Annotated in this window: 19 protein-coding genes; 3 read left to right on the top strand and 16 right to left on the bottom strand. The window is 68.6% G+C overall.

The window, feature by feature from the left end; genetic code table 11:
* Nucleotide 1: 1 nt before the first annotated feature.
* From ACH438_RS38085 to hemL, 4 genes are all read right to left on the bottom strand, one after another.
* Complete coding sequence (locus ACH438_RS38085) at nucleotides 2–829, bottom strand: cytochrome c biogenesis CcdA family protein (protein ID WP_397014525.1); 828 nt, start codon at nucleotides 827–829, stop codon at nucleotides 2–4.
* Nucleotides 830–854: 25 nt separating this feature from the next.
* Nucleotides 855–1,457 carry a TlpA disulfide reductase family protein gene (locus ACH438_RS38080; RefSeq protein WP_397014523.1) on the bottom strand — a complete coding sequence of 201 codons (603 nt, stop codon included), beginning with the start codon at nucleotides 1,455–1,457 and terminating at the stop codon, nucleotides 855–857.
* On the bottom strand, nucleotides 1,454–2,059 hold the full coding sequence (locus ACH438_RS38075) for a histidine phosphatase family protein (protein ID WP_397014699.1): 606 nt from the start codon (nucleotides 2,057–2,059) through the stop codon (nucleotides 1,454–1,456). The genes ACH438_RS38080 and ACH438_RS38075 overlap by 4 nt, the downstream gene beginning before the upstream one ends.
* Before the next feature lie 1,145 nt (nucleotides 2,060–3,204).
* Complete coding sequence (gene hemL / locus ACH438_RS38070) at nucleotides 3,205–4,542, bottom strand: glutamate-1-semialdehyde 2,1-aminomutase (RefSeq protein WP_397014521.1); 1,338 nt, start codon at nucleotides 4,540–4,542, stop codon at nucleotides 3,205–3,207.
* 223 nt (nucleotides 4,543–4,765) lie between these two features.
* Between hemL and ACH438_RS38065 the strand changes: the two genes are divergently transcribed.
* Entirely contained in the window at nucleotides 4,766–5,164 is a 399-nt protein-coding gene (locus ACH438_RS38065; protein ID WP_397014519.1) for a hypothetical protein, read from the top strand.
* 627 nt (nucleotides 5,165–5,791) lie between these two features.
* On the opposite strand, the gene ACH438_RS38060 is transcribed toward ACH438_RS38065, so the two are convergent.
* The 4 genes from ACH438_RS38060 to hemB form a co-directional block, all read right to left on the bottom strand.
* Nucleotides 5,792–6,028, bottom strand: coding sequence for a hypothetical protein (locus ACH438_RS38060; RefSeq protein WP_397014517.1), 237 nt, complete (start codon nucleotides 6,026–6,028; stop codon nucleotides 5,792–5,794).
* Nucleotides 6,028–6,549 (bottom strand): hypothetical protein, encoded by a 522-nt coding sequence (locus ACH438_RS38055; RefSeq protein WP_397014515.1) that lies wholly within the window; start codon nucleotides 6,547–6,549, stop codon nucleotides 6,028–6,030. Before ACH438_RS38055 ends, ACH438_RS38060 begins: the two co-directional genes overlap by 1 nt.
* Nucleotides 6,550–6,822: 273 nt before the next feature.
* On the bottom strand, nucleotides 6,823–7,326 hold the full coding sequence (locus tag ACH438_RS38050) for a hypothetical protein (protein ID WP_397014513.1): 504 nt from the start codon (nucleotides 7,324–7,326) through the stop codon (nucleotides 6,823–6,825).
* An 82-nt stretch (nucleotides 7,327–7,408) separates the two neighbouring features.
* Nucleotides 7,409–8,386, bottom strand: a complete 978-nt coding sequence (hemB, locus tag ACH438_RS38045; protein ID WP_397014511.1) for a porphobilinogen synthase — start codon at nucleotides 8,384–8,386, stop codon at nucleotides 7,409–7,411.
* Between the two features lie 252 nt (nucleotides 8,387–8,638).
* On the opposite strand from hemB, the gene ACH438_RS38040 reads away from it, so the two are divergent.
* Complete coding sequence (locus ACH438_RS38040) at nucleotides 8,639–8,950, top strand: hypothetical protein (protein WP_397014509.1); 312 nt, start codon at nucleotides 8,639–8,641, stop codon at nucleotides 8,948–8,950.
* A gap of 530 nt (nucleotides 8,951–9,480) precedes the next feature.
* On the opposite strand, the gene ACH438_RS38035 is transcribed toward ACH438_RS38040, so the two are convergent.
* From ACH438_RS38035 to ACH438_RS38015, 5 genes are all read right to left on the bottom strand, one after another.
* Nucleotides 9,481–11,043 carry a uroporphyrinogen-III synthase gene (locus ACH438_RS38035; RefSeq protein WP_397014507.1) on the bottom strand — a complete coding sequence of 521 codons (1,563 nt, stop codon included), beginning with the start codon at nucleotides 11,041–11,043 and terminating at the stop codon, nucleotides 9,481–9,483.
* Nucleotides 11,040–12,086, bottom strand: coding sequence for a hydroxymethylbilane synthase (gene hemC / locus ACH438_RS38030; protein ID WP_397014697.1), 1,047 nt, complete (start codon nucleotides 12,084–12,086; stop codon nucleotides 11,040–11,042). Before hemC ends, ACH438_RS38035 begins: the two co-directional genes overlap by 4 nt.
* Nucleotides 12,087–12,094: 8 nt before the next feature.
* Nucleotides 12,095–13,483, bottom strand: coding sequence for a glutamyl-tRNA reductase (locus ACH438_RS38025; protein ID WP_397014505.1), 1,389 nt, complete (start codon nucleotides 13,481–13,483; stop codon nucleotides 12,095–12,097).
* Nucleotides 13,480–14,283 (bottom strand): redox-sensing transcriptional repressor Rex, encoded by an 804-nt coding sequence (locus tag ACH438_RS38020; protein ID WP_397014503.1) that lies wholly within the window; start codon nucleotides 14,281–14,283, stop codon nucleotides 13,480–13,482. The genes ACH438_RS38025 and ACH438_RS38020 overlap by 4 nt, the downstream gene beginning before the upstream one ends.
* Before the next feature lie 305 nt (nucleotides 14,284–14,588).
* Complete coding sequence (locus ACH438_RS38015; RefSeq protein WP_397014501.1) at nucleotides 14,589–14,849, bottom strand: glutaredoxin family protein; 261 nt, start codon at nucleotides 14,847–14,849, stop codon at nucleotides 14,589–14,591.
* Between the two features lie 103 nt (nucleotides 14,850–14,952).
* On the opposite strand from ACH438_RS38015, the gene ACH438_RS38010 reads away from it, so the two are divergent.
* Nucleotides 14,953–15,993 (top strand): HAD family hydrolase, encoded by a 1,041-nt coding sequence (locus ACH438_RS38010; protein WP_397014499.1) that lies wholly within the window; start codon nucleotides 14,953–14,955, stop codon nucleotides 15,991–15,993.
* Between the two features lie 159 nt (nucleotides 15,994–16,152).
* Here the strand turns inward: ACH438_RS38010 and ACH438_RS38005 are convergent, their stop codons facing one another.
* The 3 genes from ACH438_RS38005 to ACH438_RS37995 form a co-directional block, all read right to left on the bottom strand.
* Nucleotides 16,153–17,166, bottom strand: a complete 1,014-nt coding sequence (locus ACH438_RS38005) for a lysophospholipid acyltransferase family protein (RefSeq protein ID WP_397014497.1) — start codon at nucleotides 17,164–17,166, stop codon at nucleotides 16,153–16,155.
* Nucleotides 17,163–18,194, bottom strand: a complete 1,032-nt coding sequence (locus ACH438_RS38000; protein WP_397014695.1) for an NAD-dependent epimerase/dehydratase family protein — start codon at nucleotides 18,192–18,194, stop codon at nucleotides 17,163–17,165. Before ACH438_RS38000 ends, ACH438_RS38005 begins: the two co-directional genes overlap by 4 nt.
* A 228-nt stretch (nucleotides 18,195–18,422) precedes the next feature.
* Entirely contained in the window at nucleotides 18,423–18,524 is a 102-nt protein-coding gene (locus ACH438_RS37995; protein ID WP_003402602.1) for a 30S ribosomal protein bS22, read from the bottom strand.
* Nucleotides 18,525–18,707: the final 183 nt, after the last annotated feature.

The following is an 18,707-nucleotide window of genomic DNA, read 5'->3' as shown; positions in this document are numbered from 1 at the left end:
GTCAGATCGGAAGTGTCACGTTGGAGACGAAGGCATCGCGGACCCAGGACACGAACTGGTCCCACGCGCCTGTAACGAGGGCAATACCGACAGCAACCAGCAAAATGCCTCCGATCACCTGAATGGTGCGGGAATTACGGCGCAACCACCCGACACCCCGCAACGCGGAGGCCGAACCGAACGCCAGGATCACGAAGGGCAGACCCAAACCCAGGCAGTACGCCACGATCAATGCGACACCGCGCACCGCGGTGGTGCCCTGCGTACCCGCCGACACCGCCATCACACCGGACAGTGTCGGGCCCAGGCACGGCGTCCAGCCGAGCGCGAACACCGCGCCCAGCAGCGGCGCGCCGAGCACACCGCTGAGCCGGCGCGGCTCCATGCGCGTGTCCCGCTGCAGCGCGGGAATGAGGCCGATGAACGCCAGCCCCATCACGATGGTGACCACGCCGCCGATGCGTTGCAGCAGATCACGATTGACGTTCAGCACCTGGATCGCACCGAACACGGTCGCCGACGCCAGCACGAACACCACGGTGAAACCGGCCACGAACAGGCCCGCCGCCCCAGCCACCCGCAGACGGCTCGAATTGCGCTGGGCCGTCGCGGATTTCGCGCGCTGCTCCAGCGTGACGGGCGGCGCTTCCGCACCCACCACACCGGCCAGATACGACAGATAGCCCGGCACCAGCGGCACCACGCACGGGGACGCGAACGACACCAGTCCCGCCAGCACGCACGCGCCCAGCGCGAGCAGCAGCGGGCCGGTGGCGGCGGTCTGCTGGAACGAATCCCCCACGCTCGCGAGCACGGTCACATCACTCATCGCGCGGCCTCCCGCGCCGGATCGATCACGACTGCGGCTCCGCGGCCAGCCGGTTCACCAGCGGCTGCAGATCATCGGCGAGCAGCGAACGCAGGTACACCGCGGCCACGCGATGCTGCTTGTCCAGCACGATGGTGGTCGGGATGACGCTGGTCGGGAACTTGCCGCCGAGCGCGAGCAGGCTGCGCATGGACGGGTCGTAGATGGAGGGGTAACCGACCTTGTTGTCGGTCACGAAATCCTGCGCCTTGTCCTTCTCGTTGTCCCGCACATTGATGCCGAGGAAGGCGACGCCCTTGTCCTTGGAGGCCGCGTAAACCTGTTCCAGCGCAGGCGCTTCCGCGCGGCACGGGCCACACCACTGACCCCAGATGTTGACGACCACGACCTTGCCGGGGAAATCGTCCACCGAGGTGGTCTTGCCGGCGGTCATGAGATCCGGGCCGGACAGTTTGCCGATGGTGCCGCGCTTGTCCGGCGGATCGTAGAAGATCTCGGTCTTGCCGCCGGGCGAGACGAAGTCGAAGGTGCCGCCCTGCGCCACCGCATCCTTACCGGCGGTGGTGCAGCCGGCGACCGCCGCCACCACGGCAACGCTCGCCAGCAAGGTCGCGACGACCCGTCTCATGCTCCCGTCACCTTGGGATCCGACGCACCCGCGGGTTCGGAGTACACGATGTCGATCAACGTATCGCCCTGGTAGACCAGCGAAGTCACCGAGGCGAGCGAGCACTGCCGCTTGCGCGGGTCGTGCCACAACCGCTCGCCCTGCAGGAAGCGGCGCAGCGTCCACACCGGCAGCTGATGCGACACCAGCACCGCCTCGCGGCCCGCGGCCTCGACGCGCGCCTTGTTCACCGCGGCCAGCATGCGATGCGCGATCTGCAGATACGGCTCACCCCACGACGGCGTGAACGGATCCCGCAGCTTCCACCAGTGCCGCGGCTTGCTCAGCGCGCCATCGCCCGCCGAAACCCGCAGCCCCTCGAAGGTGTTCCCCGCCTCGATCAGATTGTCGTCCGTCCGGATGATCAACCCGTGCGACGCCGCGATCGGCTCGGCCGTCTCCTGCGCCCGCTGCAACGGCGAAGCCACCACCAGCGCGATGTCATGATCCGCCAGCGACCGCGCCACGGCCTGCGCCTGCGCCCGCCCCGTCACCGACAGCTGGAACCCCGAAAGCCGCCCGTACAGAATCCCCTTCGGATTGTGCACCTCCCCATGCCGCATGACATGCACGATCGTCTCGACATCATCCGCCACCCGCCCCGGCACGATCAGCCCCCCAGCAGTCCGCACAACCTCCCCCGCCTCCACGCCCCCCTGCCCCGATTCCCCAGACACCGCATCCACCCCAGCAGCCCCGGCTTCACCCGGCTCGGCCGCGAAATCACTGACAGCCTTGATCGATTCAGCAAAAACCAACTCCGCCTCCACGATCTCCACCGCCGAAGCCGCCCCTACCAACGGCGCAAACCCATCCATCGTCTCGACGTCCGAATCCTCTTCGAACCCGATCCCCTCGACGCCGCTAGCGCCCGAAAGATCCTCCCCCACAACCTCTTCGGCGCCGACAGCTTCGGCAACGAGCTCGGCGTCCACGTCATCGGGCTCAACCACAGCGTCGCCTCCGCCCTGCACATCGGCGGTAGTGGTGCCCACGGCACGCGCCGAATCCGCCTCAGCCTGGGCAACGACGAGGCCCGAAGCGGAAGCTACCGCGCCGTCCGCGACAGACGGCGAATTCGCGGCAGCGGCGAGACTCGGGTGACCGACCTGTTCGCCGGCAGCATCGTTCGCGGCCGCCACAAGATCACCGGATTCGGCAGGCGCGACGGCAGATTCGATGCTCGCGACATCCGCGCCGGCCGCGACGGGCGCGGGGCTCGCGGATACGTGAGCCAGGCCGGCCACCACGGCTTCCGGCTGTTGCTCTGCTAGCGGGGTTTCCGTATCGGCGGAGAGCTGCATACTGCCGGCGGGCGACGCGGCGCTCGTGGCCGACGCGACATCGCCGGATTCGGCAGGCGCGAAGGCGGATTCGATGCTCGTGACGTCCGTACCGGCCGCGGCAGGCGCGGGGCTCGAGGAGCCGTCGGCGAGGTCGGCTGCCACGGCTTCCGGCTGTTGGTCCGTGGTGGCGGCATCTGCGGAGACAATCACCTCGGCGTCGGACTGCGCGCTGTCGGTGGGCGACGCGGCACTCGGGGTGGCCGAGAGGGGGACCGAGGTCGGGGAGACGGCTATGTGTTCGCCGGTTTGGGCGAGTTCGTCTTCGGCCTGGCGGATGGAGTCGAGGAGGCGGGCGGCCTCGGCCGGGGATAGGGGGGCCTCGTGCTGGTTGGGGACGGCCGGGCCGGAATCTGGGGTGGAGCTCACGCGGCGGATCCTTCGGGGGTGGCGGCCGCCGCGGCGCGCGCGGCGGCGGGGAGGGCGGCGGCGATGCGATCGAATGCGTTCTCGTCGAGGGCGGCGGAGACGAACCAGGTTTCGAAGGCGCTCGGCGGCGCGTAGACGCCCGCGTCCAGCAGCGCGTGGAAGAAGGCCGGGAAACGCCAGGTTTCGCTCGCCTTGGCGGCGGCGTAGTCGGTGACCGGGTTCTCGGTGAAGAACACGCCCACCATATTGCCCGCGAATTGCACGCGATGCGGGACGCCTTCGGCGCTCAGCGCCTCGGTCATCAGCGCGCCCAGGCGCTGCGCGTTACGGTCCAGCGCCGCATACACGTCCGCGTCCGCGGCGCGCAGCGAAGCCAGGCCCGCCGCCACCGCGACCGGGTTACCCGAGAGCGTGCCGGCCTGATAGACCGGTCCGATCGGCGCCAGCCGGTTCATGATCTCGGCCCGCCCGCCGAAGGCCGCCGCGGGCAGCCCGCCGCTCATGACCTTGCCGAACGTGTACAGGTCGCCGGCCACCCCGTCGATGCCGTACCAGCCGGAGGCGCTCACCCGGAAGCCCGTCATGACCTCGTCCATGACGAGCAGCGCCCCGTGCGCGCGCGTGAGTTCCCGCAGGCCCGCATTGAATCCGGGCTGCGGCGCGACCGTGCCCATATTGCCCGCCGCGGCCTCGGTGATGACACAGGCGATTTCGCCCGGATTCGCCTCGAACGCCGCGGCCACCGCCGCGAGATCGTTGTACGGCAGCACGATGGTGTCAGCGGCCTGCGCGCCGGTCACGCCCGGCGAGGTCGGCAGCCCGAGCGTGGCGACGCCGGACCCGGCGTCGGCCAGCAGCGCGTCCACGTGCCCGTGGTAGCAACCGCTGAACTTGATGATCTTGGAGCGTCCGGTGAAGCCGCGCGCCAGCCGGACCGCGCTCATGGTGGCCTCGGTACCCGAGTTCACCAGCCGCACCCGCTCGACCGGCGCCACCCGCGCCTCGATGGCCTCGGCCAGTTCGATCTCCGCCTCGGTCGGCGCGCCGAACGACAGCCCGGAGGTGGCGGCCCGCCGCACCGCCTCGACCACGGCCGGGTGCGCGTGCCCGAGAATCATGGGCCCCCAGGAGCACACCAGGTCCACGTACTCGTTGCCATCGGCATCGGTGAGGGTGCACCCACGGGCGGAGGTGATGAACCGCGGTGTGCCGCCGACCGATTTGAACGCCCGCACCGGCGAATTCACGCCACCCGGAATCACCTGCGCGGCGCGTTCGAAGAGTTGGGCCGAGACCTGCACGGAAGCCTGGTTCACACGCGGAGAAGAACTCACGGCACCCAGTCTCTCAGCCGCCCCTGCCCCCGTCGACGACAGGGTGTAGTCGAGTGCCCTACCCCACAGCGAACCCGCCATCTTCGCACCCCCCGATGACTTCCGCATCCGCTACGCAATCCGGCGCAACACGCCGGACCGATTTGACCTATTTCGGTGTCTGAAAGGTTGCTCGTGCGTAATCTTTCGGCGGAGGAGCGGCATCGGCGAGAGGGTGGGACGTATGCGGGTCAGGAACGTGATGGTCGGGGCGCTCGTGCTGGCCGCCGGAGCCGTCGCGAGCATCGGGCTGGGCGCCGGACAGGCCGCCGCCGGTGCGCCGTTCGTGCAATTGGATCAGGGACGCGTGGGCATGCAGCTCTCGCATGACGAAACCGCTTCTCTCGCAGACGGTCCCGTGCCCGCGGTGGTGAGCATGTTCGTGCCGCTGAGCCGCATGGGCGCGGGCCTGCAACCGGACACCACCATCTACCGCGACGACAGCGGCGGCGTGCACGCCTCGCTGCGGCAGGTGATGGCGGAGGCCGCCGACCATCCGGACGGCACGGTCACCATCTACGTGAACCTGCCCGGCACCAAGGGCGGGCGAGTGCTGGATATTTACCAGCGCTGGAACCGATAGTCACGACGGCGCGGTCTGCGGGCGCGCCGCCGCGACTTCCCGGCCCTGAGCAACCACGACGGACCCGCGCAACTGCCACGGGCCCGGCCGATCACAGCGTCGGAATCCCCAGACAGAACGCAGCCCACCCGGTCGAGACCAGGCAGTCCAGCGGGGGCGGTAGCAGGTCCTGCCAGGACACCGCGACCAGTGGCGAGTCCGCAGCCGGCATACCCGAGACAACATCCACCGGAGCAGCGGCAACTGGACCAGCGGCGGCCGGAGCAATGGCAAACGCACCAGCGGCGGCCGGAGCGGTGACAGCCGGAGCAGCTGCAATCAGAGCGGCGTCAATCGGAGCAGTTGCAGTCGGAACGGCGGCAATCGGAGCAGTGACAGTCGGAGCAGTAGCAGTCGGAACGGCGGCAATCGGGGCGGCGGTGGCCGGGGCGGCGGCGAGGGGCGCCGCCAGGATCGGGACCGCAGCGCCGACAGCCCCCGCGACCAGCACCGCGAGTGCAGGACGTGGCACGTGACCTGTGCGCTTCATGATCTCCATTCTCCGCACATACCCGGTCGGCTCATAGGCAAACACCGACTTCGCACCCCCGACACGGCTGCGGATCTCCGACACGCCGCACCCGCGCCTCAGCGGGCGAACCGTACCGCCCGCACCACCCCGTCGATCAGCACCACGCCCGCGGCCGCCATCAGCACCGCGGCCCCGGCCAGCCACGGCCCGGAATACCGCCGGGCGCCGAATCCCGGCGCGTCCCCCGAAGCCTGGAACCACGACGTGTGAATCCCGTTGCGCCAGCACCACACCGACGCGTACGCCACCGCCGCGACGAATAGAAACTCGGCGAGCACGGCCAGCCACCGCATCACTCCGCCTCCTTCTCCTCGTGCCCGTTCGGCTCCTCGTGCCCGTCCAGGCGTTCCAGCGCACTCGTCAGCTCGGCCCGCAGCGTCACATGGTCGCGCGCCCACGCCTGCGCGAGCGAGCCGTCCCGCAGCTTCAGCCCGATGCCCTTGCGGCGCCGCGGCACCCCGGAGAGTTCACCCAGCGCCCGCGCGGACTGCCAGTCCTCATAGTCCCAGGATTCCTCGTCATCCTCCGGCAGCACCTGCGCGATCGTCCGCAACGGCACCACTTCGGCGCCCTCACGCAGCGTGTCCGCGGTGAGTTCGACGCTGATGTGCCGCTTGCCGGCAATGACCTGCAGCCACACGAACCCGGCCAGCAGTACCGCGCAGAAGACCAGGCCGAACCAGTGCACGGCGCCGCCGCGCGCGACCTCGATCGCCAGGATGATGCCGCACAGGGCGGGTCCGTAGGCGATGGTTCGCCAGCGCGCGCCTGGCTCGGAGAACAGCACGGCCTCGGGGGCTTGGACCTCACTCATAGGCCGAGCGTAAAGATCATGGTCCTCAGTGGGTGAGGCCGGGGATCAACAACACGGCGAGGGTGAGCAGTCCGAACAGGAAGAGCAGACTCAACACCAGCACATCTCGCCGAAGGCTGTGCGGTTGCTGGATCACCACGCGCATCGATGCCTCCGCCTTCCCGGCCCGAACGCACCATGCGACAACGCATGACACCCGGCTTCCGGTTCCCGAATCCTCTGTGACTGCCCTCACCATACCCGTTAGTACGGCCGTAACAAACTCGGGAGTACCTACCGTGGGCCGGGTCTAAACCAGGCTTCGGATTCCTTTCGGTAGCAAAGGAATACGGCCCCCGCTGCCAATACCGTCTGCACGATTCCGGCGCAGCCCGCGACCACCGCCGCGGGCCCGCCCACGCTCCCCGATCCGAACAACGTGCCGATCGTGCCGAGCGCGAAGAACACCGCCAATCCGGTGAGCAGCGCACGCGCCCAATTCTTTCCGTGCCCCATCAGGTACACGATGGCCGCGCCCGCGCCGGTGAGCACCACCCACAGCAACGCCATCACCAGTGCGGCGATCGCGGCCCAGGTCTGCGCCTGCGCCATGGTGAGCCCCGGCTGCTGCTCTTTCATCCGGTCGAACAGCTGCTGCGCCAACTGCTGTCGCTGCCCGAGCTGCGCCAGCATGGCTGCCACGATCTGCACGATCCCGACACCCAGCGCCGAGTACCAGAGCAGGCAGGCGGTGCGCACGTCGTCGGGTACCGGGCGCGGGACCGGTGCCGGGGCCATCGGATGCCTGCCCGGCGGAGGCGCCATCGGATTCACGACCGGCGGTACTCGTTCATGCCGGTCACGAGAGACTCGTCCATGATCACGAAAGCCAGTGCGCGGCTTCGGTGGCCCAGTAGGTGAGCACCATGTCGGCGCCCGCGCGCCGGATGCCGAGCAGCGATTCCAGCACCGCCGCGCGGCGGTCGATCCAGCCGTTCTGCGCGGCGGCGGTGATCATCGAGTACTCGCCGGAGATCTGGTACGCGGCCACCGGCACCGGCGAACGGTCGGCAACCTCGCGCAGGATATCCAGATAGGACATGGCGGGCTTCACCATGACGATGTCCGCACCCTCTTCGAGGTCCAGTTCCAGCTCGCGGATCGCCTCGCGGCGGTTGGCCGCATCCTGCTGGTAGGTCCGGCGGTCACCCTGCAGCGAGGACCCGACGGCCTCGCGGAAGGGGCCGTAGAACGCCGAGGCGTACTTGGCGGCGTAGGCGAGGATGGCGGTTTCGGTGTAACCGGCGGCGTCCAGGCCGTCGCGGATCGCGCCCACCTGGCCGTCCATCATGCCGCTGGTGCCGAGCAGGTCGGCGCCGGTCTCGGCCTGCGCCAACGCCATTGCCACATAGCGGTCCAGGGTGGCGTCGTTGTCGACCGCGCCGTGCTCGTCCAGCACGCCGCAGTGGCCGTGGTCGGTGAACTCGTCGAGGCAGGTGTCGGCCATCACGACGGTGGCGTCGCCCACTTCCTGTGCAAGTGCGCGCAGTCCGCGGTTGAGGATCCCGTCCGGGTCGCTGGCCTGGCTGCCGTCGGCGTCCTTGTCCTCCGGTTTGGGTACGCCGAAGAGCATGAGCCCGCCCACGCCGGCGGTGACGGCCTCCACGGCCGCCTTGCGCAGGGAATCCATGGAGTGCTGGAAAACGCCTGGCATGGAGGAGATTTCGCGTGGATCATCGAGTCCGTCGGCGACGAACATGGGGAGAATCAGATGCCGCGGTTCCAGCGAGGTCTCGGCAACCAGCCGACGCAGCGCGGGAGTGCGGCGCAACCGCCGTGGGCGGTCCATTCCGGTCATGTTCGCATGATATGCCCGTGCGCGTGGCGGTGTGCGTGCGCCTCGGCGGGCACCGTATTGCGGCCCGGTGGATACCGCGGGTGCACCCCTGCGGATACCGGGCGGGATGCTCGCCGAGTCGCGCAATCGTGCCGCGAATGTCATTGTGAGCAGCGGATTTTGTCGGTGGCCACCGGTACAATCGAAGATGTGTTCGAGAGATTCCCGCCGGGGGTCGGTGTGGATCTCGGATCGCGACGGGAAGGATTGGTCGTGCTCGCAGCCGTAACCAGCTTGTCCGACAAGGCCGCAGGTGTGCCCAAGAAGGGGGACGTCATCGACCATGCCTGGCGGCCACTTGCCAAACAGCCACTGCCCGCGGGCCGTCCGCGCTCGTGGTACATCTCTCACAATCGCCGCCTGAAGGCCATGCGCCTGGCGATCGCGCTCCTGGACGCGGGCGCCTTCGCCCCCGATCAGGCGACGAACGAAAACATCAGGGCAACAGCCGAAGCCATCGGCGTGCACTGGCCCTCCGACGCCACCTGCCGGATGGTCCGCCGCATGATGCAGGCCCAACGCTGACCCACACCCGATTTCGGCGCCGCCCCCTTACCGGGGCGCGCCGCCCCAGAACGTTGCCGCGGTCCCATACCGGAAGCGGCAACAATCCGAACGCAACAAGGTCAGGCGCGTTCGGAGCCGAGAGCCGGAACCCCCTGCACCGCGCTCTCGGCGCAGCAAGAGCTTCGGCCCCCACATCCCTCCGGATGCGGGGGCCGAACGCTCTCCACGCCACCCAGAACCCCATATAGCCGCCGCGCAACCACCGCACGGCCATGCCGCCTCCGCCACTGCGGCAATTCCGATCTCGCGCCCACTCCACTCGCGCAGCTACACAGCAGCTTCCGCTGCGGCGGCCGGCCGATCCCGCTCCAGCGGCCGCTGGGCGGCAGCCCGTGCGAACACGCCGGTTCTGCTCTCCCGGCCGCGCCGACGCACTGCTGGGGCGCGAAAGGTTCGGGCCCCGCATCCTTTTGGATGCGGGGCCCGGAAACTCACCTCATGCCTCGCGGCAGAGAGACTTCATCGCCTAGCGGCTGAGCCTTCGTCGCCTAACGGCTGCGGCGGCTCTTCTTGCGAGGAGGGGGCAGCAGGCCCTCGGCGCGGAGGTGGGCGGCGTGCTCGGCGAGGGCTTCGACGAGGGGGCCCACCTGGGCGATTTCGGGCTGCACGTCGACGCGGAGGCCGAATTCGATTGCGGTCTCGGCGGTCTTCGGGCCGATGCAGGCGACGATGGTGCGGGCGTGCGGTTTACCGGCGATGCCGACCAGGTTCCGGACGGTGGAGGACGAGGTGAAGAGCACCGCGTCGAAACCGCCGGTCTTGATCATCTCGCGGGTCTCCGCGGGCGGCGGAGAGGCACGCACGGTGCGGTACGCCGTCACGTCGTCGATCTCCCAGCCGCGGTCGCGCAGACCCTCGGCGAGGGTCTCGGTGGCGATGTCCGCGCGCGGCAGCAGCACCCGGTTCACGGGGTCGAAAACGTCGTCGTAGGGCGGGAAATCGGCCAGCAGGCCCTCGGAGGACTGCTCCCCGCTGGGCACCAGCTCCGGGTTGATGCCGAAGGACCGCACCTTCTCCGCGGTCGCCTCGCCCACGCAGGCGATCTTCACGCCGCTGAAAGCCCGCGCGTCCAGCCCGAATTCGGCGAACTTCTCCCACACCGCGCGCACCGCGTTGGTGGAGGTGAACACCACCCACTGGTAGCGGCCGTCGACCAGACCCTTGACCGCGCGTTCCATCTGCGCGGGGCTGCGCGGCGGCTCGACCGCGATGGTCGGCACCTCCATGGGGATGGCGCCGTGGTTGACGAGCTTCTCGCTCATCTCGCCGGCCTGCTCCTTGGTGCGCGGCACCAGCACGGTCCAGCCGTACAGCGCCCGCGACTCCCACCAGGAGGTCTTGGCCCGCTTCTCGACTTCCTTGCCGACCGTCACGATGAGCGGCCCGACCATCTCGGAGGCCGCGTTGTTCAGCGTGGCGAGGGTGGCGTCGATGGTCCGCTGCTGGCGGGTGGTGCCGCGCACGGTCACCGCGACCGGAGTCTGCGGCGCCATGCCGTGCTCCACCAGCGCGCTGGCGGTCTCGGCCAGGTGTCCCGAGGTGGCGTGCAGCACCAGCGGTCCCGGCGCGGCCGCGACGGCCGCCCAGTCCACCTCGCCGCGCACATCCACTTCGGTGTGGCTGGAACCCAATTCGATGCCAGCGTAGGCCGGCACGGTCGAGCCCGCCGACAGACCCGGCAGCACCTCGAACGCGAGATGCGAGCGGGTGACGGCATTGACTTCCTGGATGACCGAATCGGTGGTCATCGGGTCGCCGGACACCAGCCGCACCACGTCGTGGCCGTTGCGGGCCTCGGCGATCAGGGTTTTGGCGACCTCGGCCGGATCACCCAGGGCGGGCCGCACATCCACGGGGGGTTCCCCGTCGAGTTCGGGTTCGACCGCGGTGCCGATCAGGGCGAGGACACCCTTGTCGACGTCGGGATCGGTGAACGCCAGCTCGGCCCGTTCGAGCACCTCGCGGGCCCGCACGGTGAGCAACGCCGGATCACCGGGCCCGGACCCGACGAAAAGGATCCGACCGGGATTCTTCTTCGAGGCTCGGCTCATCGTTGATTCTCCATTGGGCTGGGATTGCTGCTGTCGGTGTGCTCTACGGTGCTGGCTGAGGAGACCCCGGATTCCTCTGTGACACTGAGCAAGTCGCGCGCCCCCAGCTCCAAGAGCTCACGCGCCAATGAGCGGCCGAGCTCCGCGGCTTCCGCGAGAGAGCCGACCGCTGACGCCCGGACCACGTCCGAGCCGTCGATCGCCGCCGCGCAGGCGCGCAGCGACAACTCCTCCACCACCCGGCCGTCGTCGTCGAGCGAATCGACGACCTCGGCCAGCGCACCGATCGGTGCGGTACAGCCGGCCTCCAGTTCGGCCAGCAGGGCCCGCTCGGCGGTGATGGCGGCACGGGTGCCGGCATCGTCGAGGGCGGACAGGATGGTCACGAGTTCGGTGTCCACGCTGCGGCATTCGACCGCGAGCGCACCCTGTGCCGGAGCGGGCAGCATCTGCACCGGCTCCAGGGATTCGGTGACGGCATCGAGGCGGTCGATGCGGGCCAGGCCCGCTCGCGCCACCACGACGGCATCAAGTTCACCGTTGGAAACCTTGGAAAGTCTGGTGTCGAGATTGCCGCGCAGCGGCACGATCTCGACGCCGAGGCCGAGGGCCTTCAGCTGGGCGGCCCGCCGCGGCGCGGAGGTCCCGATGCGGGAACCCACCGGCAGCTCCCCCAGCACCAGGCCGTCGCGCGCCACGAGAGCGTCGCGCGGATCCTGCCGGGCCGGGATGGCGGCGATATTGAACCGTTCGTCCTGCGCGGTGGGCAGATCCTTGTAGGAGTGCACCGCGATATCGACCGTGCCGGCGAGCAATTCCTCGCGCAGCGCGGCGGTGAAAACGCCGACGCCGATCTGCTGCACGGGCGCCGAGGACTGGTCACCGGCGGTCTTCACGATGACCAGTTCGGCCTGTTGCCCATTGGCGATCAGGGCGTCACGTACATGCCCGGCCTGGGTCAGCGCGAGCAGGCTGCCGCGTGTCCCGATGCGCCACGGCGCATCCACGGTCCCGCGAACCACATTGTCTGTTTCCTGCACCATCGCTCCGGTCATGCGGTCCGCCCCTGCTCGTCGCCCGGGTGGGCGGCAGTGAAATCATCGGCCAGTTCGCCCTTGAGGGCGGCAATCTCCATCGGCGCGGCAACCGCTTGTGCCGCACCGGGTTTGAGTTCGAACAGCTCGCGCAACGCTTCGGCGTAGGTATCCCCACCGGGGGTGGAGGCGAGTTGTTTGACCCGCACGGTCGGCGCGTGCAGCAGCTTGTCGACGACGCGGCGGACGGTCTTGGCGACCTCTTCGCGTTCGACGGCGGCGAGTCCCGGTAGTCGGGAGTCGAGTCTGAGCATTTCGGCCTCGACCACGTCGGCGGCCATCTGCCGCAGCGCGGCCACGGTCGGGGTGACCTCGGCCATGCGCTGTCCGGCAAGGTATTTGGCGAGCTCGTCGGCGACGATGGTGCGCGCGGCCGCGGTGTCGTCGGCGGCCGCGCCGGCCGACGGATCGCGCTGCAGCGTCTCCATGTCGATGACGGTGACACCCGGCAGCCCCGCCACCGCGTGCTCCACATCGCGCGGCAGGCCCAGGTCGCAGATGACCATTTGCGCCGCCGCGCGTTCGGCGGACAGCGCCCGGTGCACATCGGCGATGCTCACCACGGTGCCGACCGCGCCGGTACACGTGACGACCACTTCCGCGCGCGCCATGGCCTCGGCCAGCCGGTCGATGTCGACCGCCTCGGCGGCCACGCCGTGCATGGTGGTGGCGGTATTGGCAAGCCGCTGCGCCTTTTCCAGCGTCCGGTTCACCACGATGATGTTCTCGACCCCGCCCCGCGCCAGCTGCGCGACGGCGAGCCCGCCCATGGCGCCCGCGCCCAGCACCAGGGCCGTGCGGCCGTCCAGCGGGCCCAGCACCAGGCGGGCGCGATCCAGCGCCACCGACACCACCGAGGCGCCCGCGCGGTCGATCCCGGTCTCCGAGTGCACCCGCTTGCCGACCCGCAGCGAATGCTGGGCCAGTTCGTGCAGGGTGCGCCCGGCGGCCTGCTGCGCGTCGGAGGCGGCGTAGGCGGCGCGGATCTGGCTGAGCACCTGCTGCTCGCCGATGACCATGGAATCCAGACCGGAGGCGACGGCGAACAGATGCTCGGCGGCGGCCTCGGCGTAGCGCACGTAGGCGTGCTTGGTGAGTTCCGGCAGCGCCAAACCCGAATGCTTGGTGAGCAATTCGCTGATCTCGCCGAGCGCCGGGTGGAAGGCGTCCACGACGGCGTAGATCTCGACGCGGTTGCAGGTGGAGACGATCATGGCCTCGGAGACGTGGCTGGAGGCCAGCATCTTGTCGGTCAGCTTCGGGCGGTCGGTCTCGGTGATCGCGATCTTCTCGAGCACCGATACCGGTGCACTGCGATGCGAGATCCCGACGAGAAGCACGCTCATGGCTGGACCACCGCTCCCTTGCTGGTTGTCTCCGTGTGAATCGGTGCCATGCGCCTGATCGGCGCCGACACCACGGTCACGGTCTCACCCGCGGCCATCGCTTCCTCGGCGGCCAGCTCGGCACTGCGAGCCCGCTCGAAGGACAAGAGCTGCATTTCCACCGCGAGGTCCACGCGCCGCACTTCCACGTGCGGTGGCGCGTCCAGCGCGACGGGCGAAAAACTGAGCACGCATTGCACGCCGGCGGCGACCAGCAGGTCGCAGACGCCCTGCGCGGCCGCGTCCGGCACGGTGATGACGGCGATGGTCGGTTCCAGCGCGGTCACGGCCTCCGGTAGTTCGGCCACATCCCGCACCGCGAGCAGGCCCGTACCGGTCGGGATGGTCGTGCCGATGACGGTGGGATCCTTGTCGAACAGCCCGACCATGGCGAAACCGCGGCGGCGGAAACCGCCGTATCCGACCAGCGCCCGGCCCAGGTTTCCCGCGCCTACCAGCACCACCCGGTGTCCCTCGGACAAACCGAGCACATCCTCGATGCGGTCGCGCAGCTTGATCACGTCATAACCGACACCACGGACACCGTTGGGTCCGAGGAACGAAAGATCCTTGCGCAACTTGGCAGAACCGACACCCGCCGCGACAGCCAGTTCCTCACTCGATACGATGGCTACACCGTCGTCGGCAAGTACGGCGAGAACCCGGAGGTACGTGGCCAGCCTGGCCACCGTGGCCTGCGGGATGTCCTTCTGCAGAGCCTTGGAGACGCCACCGGTCGGCGTCTCGTGCTGCTCTGTCACGTCGCTTGCGCTCCTCGTCCGGCCGGGGGTAGATATCCGGGTTCTCTATCTCGACCCGAGGCCCCGAGACCGTCGCGGGGCGGTCCGACATGCGAGGTCGAGTCAGGTGCAGGGGGTCGCTTCCGCTGCCCGAAGGGCGGGTTGCGTGCCACCACCGTAACCGCTTGTGAAGCCCTGCACAAAGTCGGTGAATTCAGTCACTCTGCAGTGGGCTCCGGCCCCTGGATTATTCAACCCTCCGCGACCCGAACCCGCTACGCAACGCGCCGTATAGGGGTCCGGGGGCTTCGCCCCGAAAATCCCATTCAGCGCGCCAGGTCGGCACGCAAACGCGGCTCGTCCACATCGAAATAGCTGTGCTCACGCCCATCCAGCAACACCACGGGCAGCCGGTCCCCGTACTCCGCACGCAGGCCCGGATCGGTCGCCGCGGCCTCGTCCACATCGATCGTCGCCACCTCGATCCCATATTCGGCGCAGAGGGGACGCAATTGATCCAGTGCCACCTGACACAGCCCGCAGCCGTTGCGAGTCAGCAGGGTCACCGCGTGTGTGGAATCGCTCATGCCGACCATCCAACACCTTGCCGTTATGTCGTTCACCGTCTACGTTCCGGCCACCCATGAGCGTTACTGTGGAGGGGTTCGCGCTAACAAGGCGGAGGTACTGGTGCCGGAACGATCGAAAGAGGCGAGGACGGGTTTGATCGCGGGCCGATTCGGTGAATTTCCGGCGCGCTGGGCAGAGGGTCTGCAGGACCAGTTCACCCGGATCACTCGCAGTCCCTTCGGGCCCAGCGAGGAGGAGGTCCGCGCCAATCTGGCCGGTGAGGCCAGCGCCGACGCCGCGCTGGCATTGCACGACGCCGAACTCCGCGCCGCCGCCCCCGATCTGGGCTTCGACGACGACACCCCGCATCCCGCCGCACCCCGCGACCTCACCGCCGCGGCGTTCTTCGACGTGGACAACACCATGGTGCAGGGCGCGTCCATCGTGCACTTCGCGCGCGGGCTCGCCGCCCGCAAGTACTTCAAGACCTCCGACCTGGTCGACATGGCTTGGAAGCAGGTCAAATTCCGGGTCACCGGCCGGGAGAGCCACGCGGACATGACCAGTGGCAAGGAGAAGGCGCTGTCCTTCATCGCCGGCCGCTCCACCGCGGAACTCGCCGCGCTCGGCGAGGAGATCTACGACGAGATCATCGCCGACAAGATCTGGCCCGGCACCCGCGCGCTCGCGCAGATGCATCTGGATGCGGGCCAGCAGGTCTGGCTGGTCACCGCGACGCCCGTCGAGCTGGCGCAGGTCATCGCCAAGCGCCTGGGCCTCACCGGCGCGCTGGGCACGGTCGCGGAGAGCCGCGACGGCGTGTTCACCGGCCGCCTGGTCGGCGACATCCTGCACGGCCTGGGCAAGGCGCACGCGGTGCGCACCCTGGCCATTCGCGAGGGCCTGAATCTCAAGCGCTGCACGGCCTATTCGGACAGCCACAATGACGTGCCCATGCTTTCGCTGGTCGGCACGGCCGTGGCCATCAATCCCGACGCCGACCTGCGCGAAGTGGCGAAGAACCGCGGGTGGGAGATTCGCGATTTCCGCACCGGCCGCAAGGCCGCGAAGGTCGGCGTGCCGACCGCACTCGCGCTCGGCGCGGCCGGTGGTGCGGCCGCGGCCGTGCTGTCCCGGCGCAAAGAAGCAAAAGCCAGCTGACGTGTATATGCCGAAGCGACAACTGATTTCGCAAGGATCCGGGTAACTCACCGGGTACGAGCAAATAGGATCGGCACCCAACCGCCGCCCGCGTCCCCGAATGTCGACGGCTCTCAGCCGTGCGCCGAATATTCGGGGAGGCGGGACAGAACGAATTCGCTAGCCGGTGAAGGGGTTACGCCGTTTGATCAGGTTCTTGTACAGCGTCCCCTGAATGGTTTCGCGCACCTGATCGGTGATTTCGAACATGGTCATCGGATCATCCGCATCGGCCGGCTCGTATCCGGCGGTGGAAATCGGCTCGCCGAATTCGATGACCCACTTGGACGGGAACGGAATCGCGCCCAGCGGTCCCAGATGCGGGAACAGCGGCGTCACCGGGAAATACGGGATCCCCAGCAGCCGCGCCAGCGGCTTGATATCCGCCAGCTTCGGGTAGATCTCCTCCGAACCCACGATGGAGCACGGAATGATCGGCACGCCCGTGCGCACCGCCGCCGCCACGAAACCGCCACGGCCGAAACGCTGCAGCTTGTACCGGTCGCCGTACGGCTTGCCGATGCCCTTGTAGCCCTCCGGGAAGACGGCCGCGACTTCGCCCGCGCGCAACAGCCTTTCGGCGTCCGCGGGGCAGGCCAGGGTGTGCCCGGCCTTGCGGGCGAGGCCGCCGATGATCGGCGTCTCGAAGATCAGGTCCGCGGCCAGGATGCGCAGCGCCCGCTGCTTGGCGTGCCGGTCGTGCACGGCCAGCTGCAGCATGAGCCCGTCCAGCGGCACGGTGCCCGCGTGATTGGCGACGACCAGCGCGCCGCCCACTTCCGGAATGTTCTCGATGCCCGCGACCTCCACCCGGAACCACAGGTCCGACAACGGCCGCAGCGCGGGCAGGATCAGCGACTCCAGCAGATGTTCGTCCAGGCCGAACTCGTCGACCTGGTAGTCGCCGGTGAGCCGGCGGCGGGCGAAGTCGGCGGTGTGACGGACCCCGTCCGCCACGGTGCCGCGGATCAGTTCGCCGAGCGATTTCGGCTGCCGCGCTTCGACTTCGGCCAGCCGATCGGTCAGCGACGTCACCGGTTCCAGTGCGCGCTCACCCGGCCAGACGCGCGACGGGCGGTGCCGCGCCTCGAAGTCCACATCGTGAAGCCGAATCACCTTGGCTACATCACTCATTGGTGTGCTCCCGTCCCGGCCCCGAGCAGACCGAGAAGTTTGTGTTCTGCGGCGTCGATCCACGTGGGATCGATCACGGGCCGCAACGCTGCGCCCCCTATGAAGTCGTCGAAAGCCTGCACTGTGGTCCAGCGAGGCTGAAATCCCAGTTCGGTGCGCATCCGGGTGGTGTCCAGCCCGCAGCCGAAATGGAAATAGTCGATCTGTTCCGCGGTGAACTCCCGCATGACCGGACCCATGAAAGTGCGTCCGACAGTGCGGAATACCGCGTACGGCACCGGCAATTCGACCCGGCCGGCCCGACGTATCGCCTGCGAGAGCGCCATCGCTCCGTCGCCGGCCACATTGAAAGTGCCGCCCGGCGCCGTCAGCGCGGCGTGGGTGAGGGCGGCGATCGCATCCTCCTCGTGCAGCAGTTGCATGCGCGGATCGCGGCCCAGGATGGTGGGCGTGATCGGCGAACGGAAATACTGCACACCGCGTTTCGCCAACTGCGGTCCCACGATCGGCGGAAAACGCAGAATAGCGGCGGAGATATCGGGACGCCGGCGCGCGAGACCGCGCACGAATCCCTCCACCTCGATCATGTCCTTCGCGAACCAGCCGCCCGGCGGCGTGCGCGCGCCCATTTCCTCGGTGAATTTCACCGGATCCTTGGCGCTGCAGCCGTATACGGCCGACGAGGACCGCACCACCAGCCGGCGCACGCTGGAGGCCTTGCGGCACACCGCGAGCAGCTGCATGGCGCCCAGCACGTTCATATCCTTCATGGCGGCGCGACCACCGCCGGACGGCGGTCGCGAGAGGGCTGCGGGATGCACCACCGTGTCCACCTGATTTCCGTCGATCACTTTGCGTATCAACGGATTCCGAATATCGGCGCGCACGAATTCGGCGCGTCCCATGCGGCGCAGCAACTCCCGGCTGGGCTGTTTCGCGTCGACCGCGATGATGCGTTCCACGGCAGGGTCGGCCGCCAGCCGAGCAACCACATTGCCGCCGAAGAACCGGCTCGCACCGGTCACCATCACAACCTTGGGCGCTTGGCCGTCCCGGGTCCCTGCCACACCGGATCCCAACTCGCAGCCCCCGCTCTTGGATTATCTACAGCTTGTTTTTATTCCCGCGTACCCAAGGGTAACGGCTGCGACCGGGGCATCCGAAGGGTATTAACCAGGATCTAACGATGACTTCGCTCACCCGACAAAAACGAAAGCCCGCCACCAGAGGTGACGGGCTTCCAGCTACGCAGCGGCTTACTTGCCGAGTTTACGACGCTGAACACGCGTGCGGCGAAGCAGCTTGCGGTGCTTCTTCTTCGACATGCGCTTGCGGCGCTTCTTGATCACAGAACCCATAGGGTCGTTCCTCGCTCTCGGGTCACCCCCGCATCCGCGGGGAGCACACTGTCTGACCCTGCACAGTCCCTACCCGATACGGGCCGAGATGGACCCGGCGGCACCACCGGCACGTACAGGATGCCGGTCCATGCTACCGGGCCACTCTCCGGCGAACGAAATGGGTGGGTGTGACGACGGTGG

The sequence above is a fragment of the Nocardia sp. NPDC020380 genome, from assembly GCF_044386975.1.
GTDB lineage: Bacteria > Actinomycetota > Actinomycetes > Mycobacteriales > Mycobacteriaceae > Nocardia.
This window is presented reverse-complemented; position numbering and strand designations above follow the sequence as displayed.

Excerpts from the sequence above, each read along its gene's own strand:
- ACH438_RS38065 (WP_397014519.1), top strand. The coding sequence starts at position 4,766 with ATGCGGGTCAGGAACGTGATGGTCGGGGCGCTCGTGCTGGCCGCCGGA.
- ACH438_RS38075 (WP_397014699.1), bottom strand. The coding sequence starts at position 2,059 with ATGCGGCATGGGGAGGTGCACAATCCGAAGGGGATTCTGTACGGGCGG.
- ACH438_RS38085 (WP_397014525.1), bottom strand. The coding sequence starts at position 829 with ATGAGTGATGTGACCGTGCTCGCGAGCGTGGGGGATTCGTTCCAGCAG.
- ACH438_RS38015 (WP_397014501.1), bottom strand. The coding sequence starts at position 14,849 with ATGAGCGATTCCACACACGCGGTGACCCTGCTGACTCGCAACGGCTGC.
- ACH438_RS37995 (WP_003402602.1), bottom strand. The coding sequence starts at position 18,524 with ATGGGTTCTGTGATCAAGAAGCGCCGCAAGCGCATGTCGAAGAAGAAG.
- ACH438_RS38055 (WP_397014515.1), bottom strand. The coding sequence starts at position 6,549 with ATGAGTGAGGTCCAAGCCCCCGAGGCCGTGCTGTTCTCCGAGCCAGGC.
- ACH438_RS38025 (WP_397014505.1), bottom strand. The coding sequence starts at position 13,483 with ATGAGCGTGCTTCTCGTCGGGATCTCGCATCGCAGTGCACCGGTATCG.
- ACH438_RS38050 (WP_397014513.1), bottom strand. The coding sequence starts at position 7,326 with ATGGCCCCGGCACCGGTCCCGCGCCCGGTACCCGACGACGTGCGCACC.
- ACH438_RS38035 (WP_397014507.1), bottom strand. The coding sequence starts at position 11,043 with ATGAGCCGAGCCTCGAAGAAGAATCCCGGTCGGATCCTTTTCGTCGGG.
- ACH438_RS38000 (WP_397014695.1), bottom strand. The coding sequence starts at position 18,194 with ATGGTGACCGGTGCGAGCCGGTTCTTCGGCGGCAATGTGGTTGCTCGG.
- hemC (WP_397014697.1), bottom strand. The coding sequence starts at position 12,086 with ATGGTGCAGGAAACAGACAATGTGGTTCGCGGGACCGTGGATGCGCCG.
- ACH438_RS38060 (WP_397014517.1), bottom strand. The coding sequence starts at position 6,028 with ATGCGGTGGCTGGCCGTGCTCGCCGAGTTTCTATTCGTCGCGGCGGTG.
- ACH438_RS38080 (WP_397014523.1), bottom strand. The coding sequence starts at position 1,457 with ATGAGACGGGTCGTCGCGACCTTGCTGGCGAGCGTTGCCGTGGTGGCG.
- ACH438_RS38005 (WP_397014497.1), bottom strand. The coding sequence starts at position 17,166 with ATGAGTGATGTAGCCAAGGTGATTCGGCTTCACGATGTGGACTTCGAG.
- hemB (WP_397014511.1), bottom strand. The coding sequence starts at position 8,386 with ATGACCGGAATGGACCGCCCACGGCGGTTGCGCCGCACTCCCGCGCTG.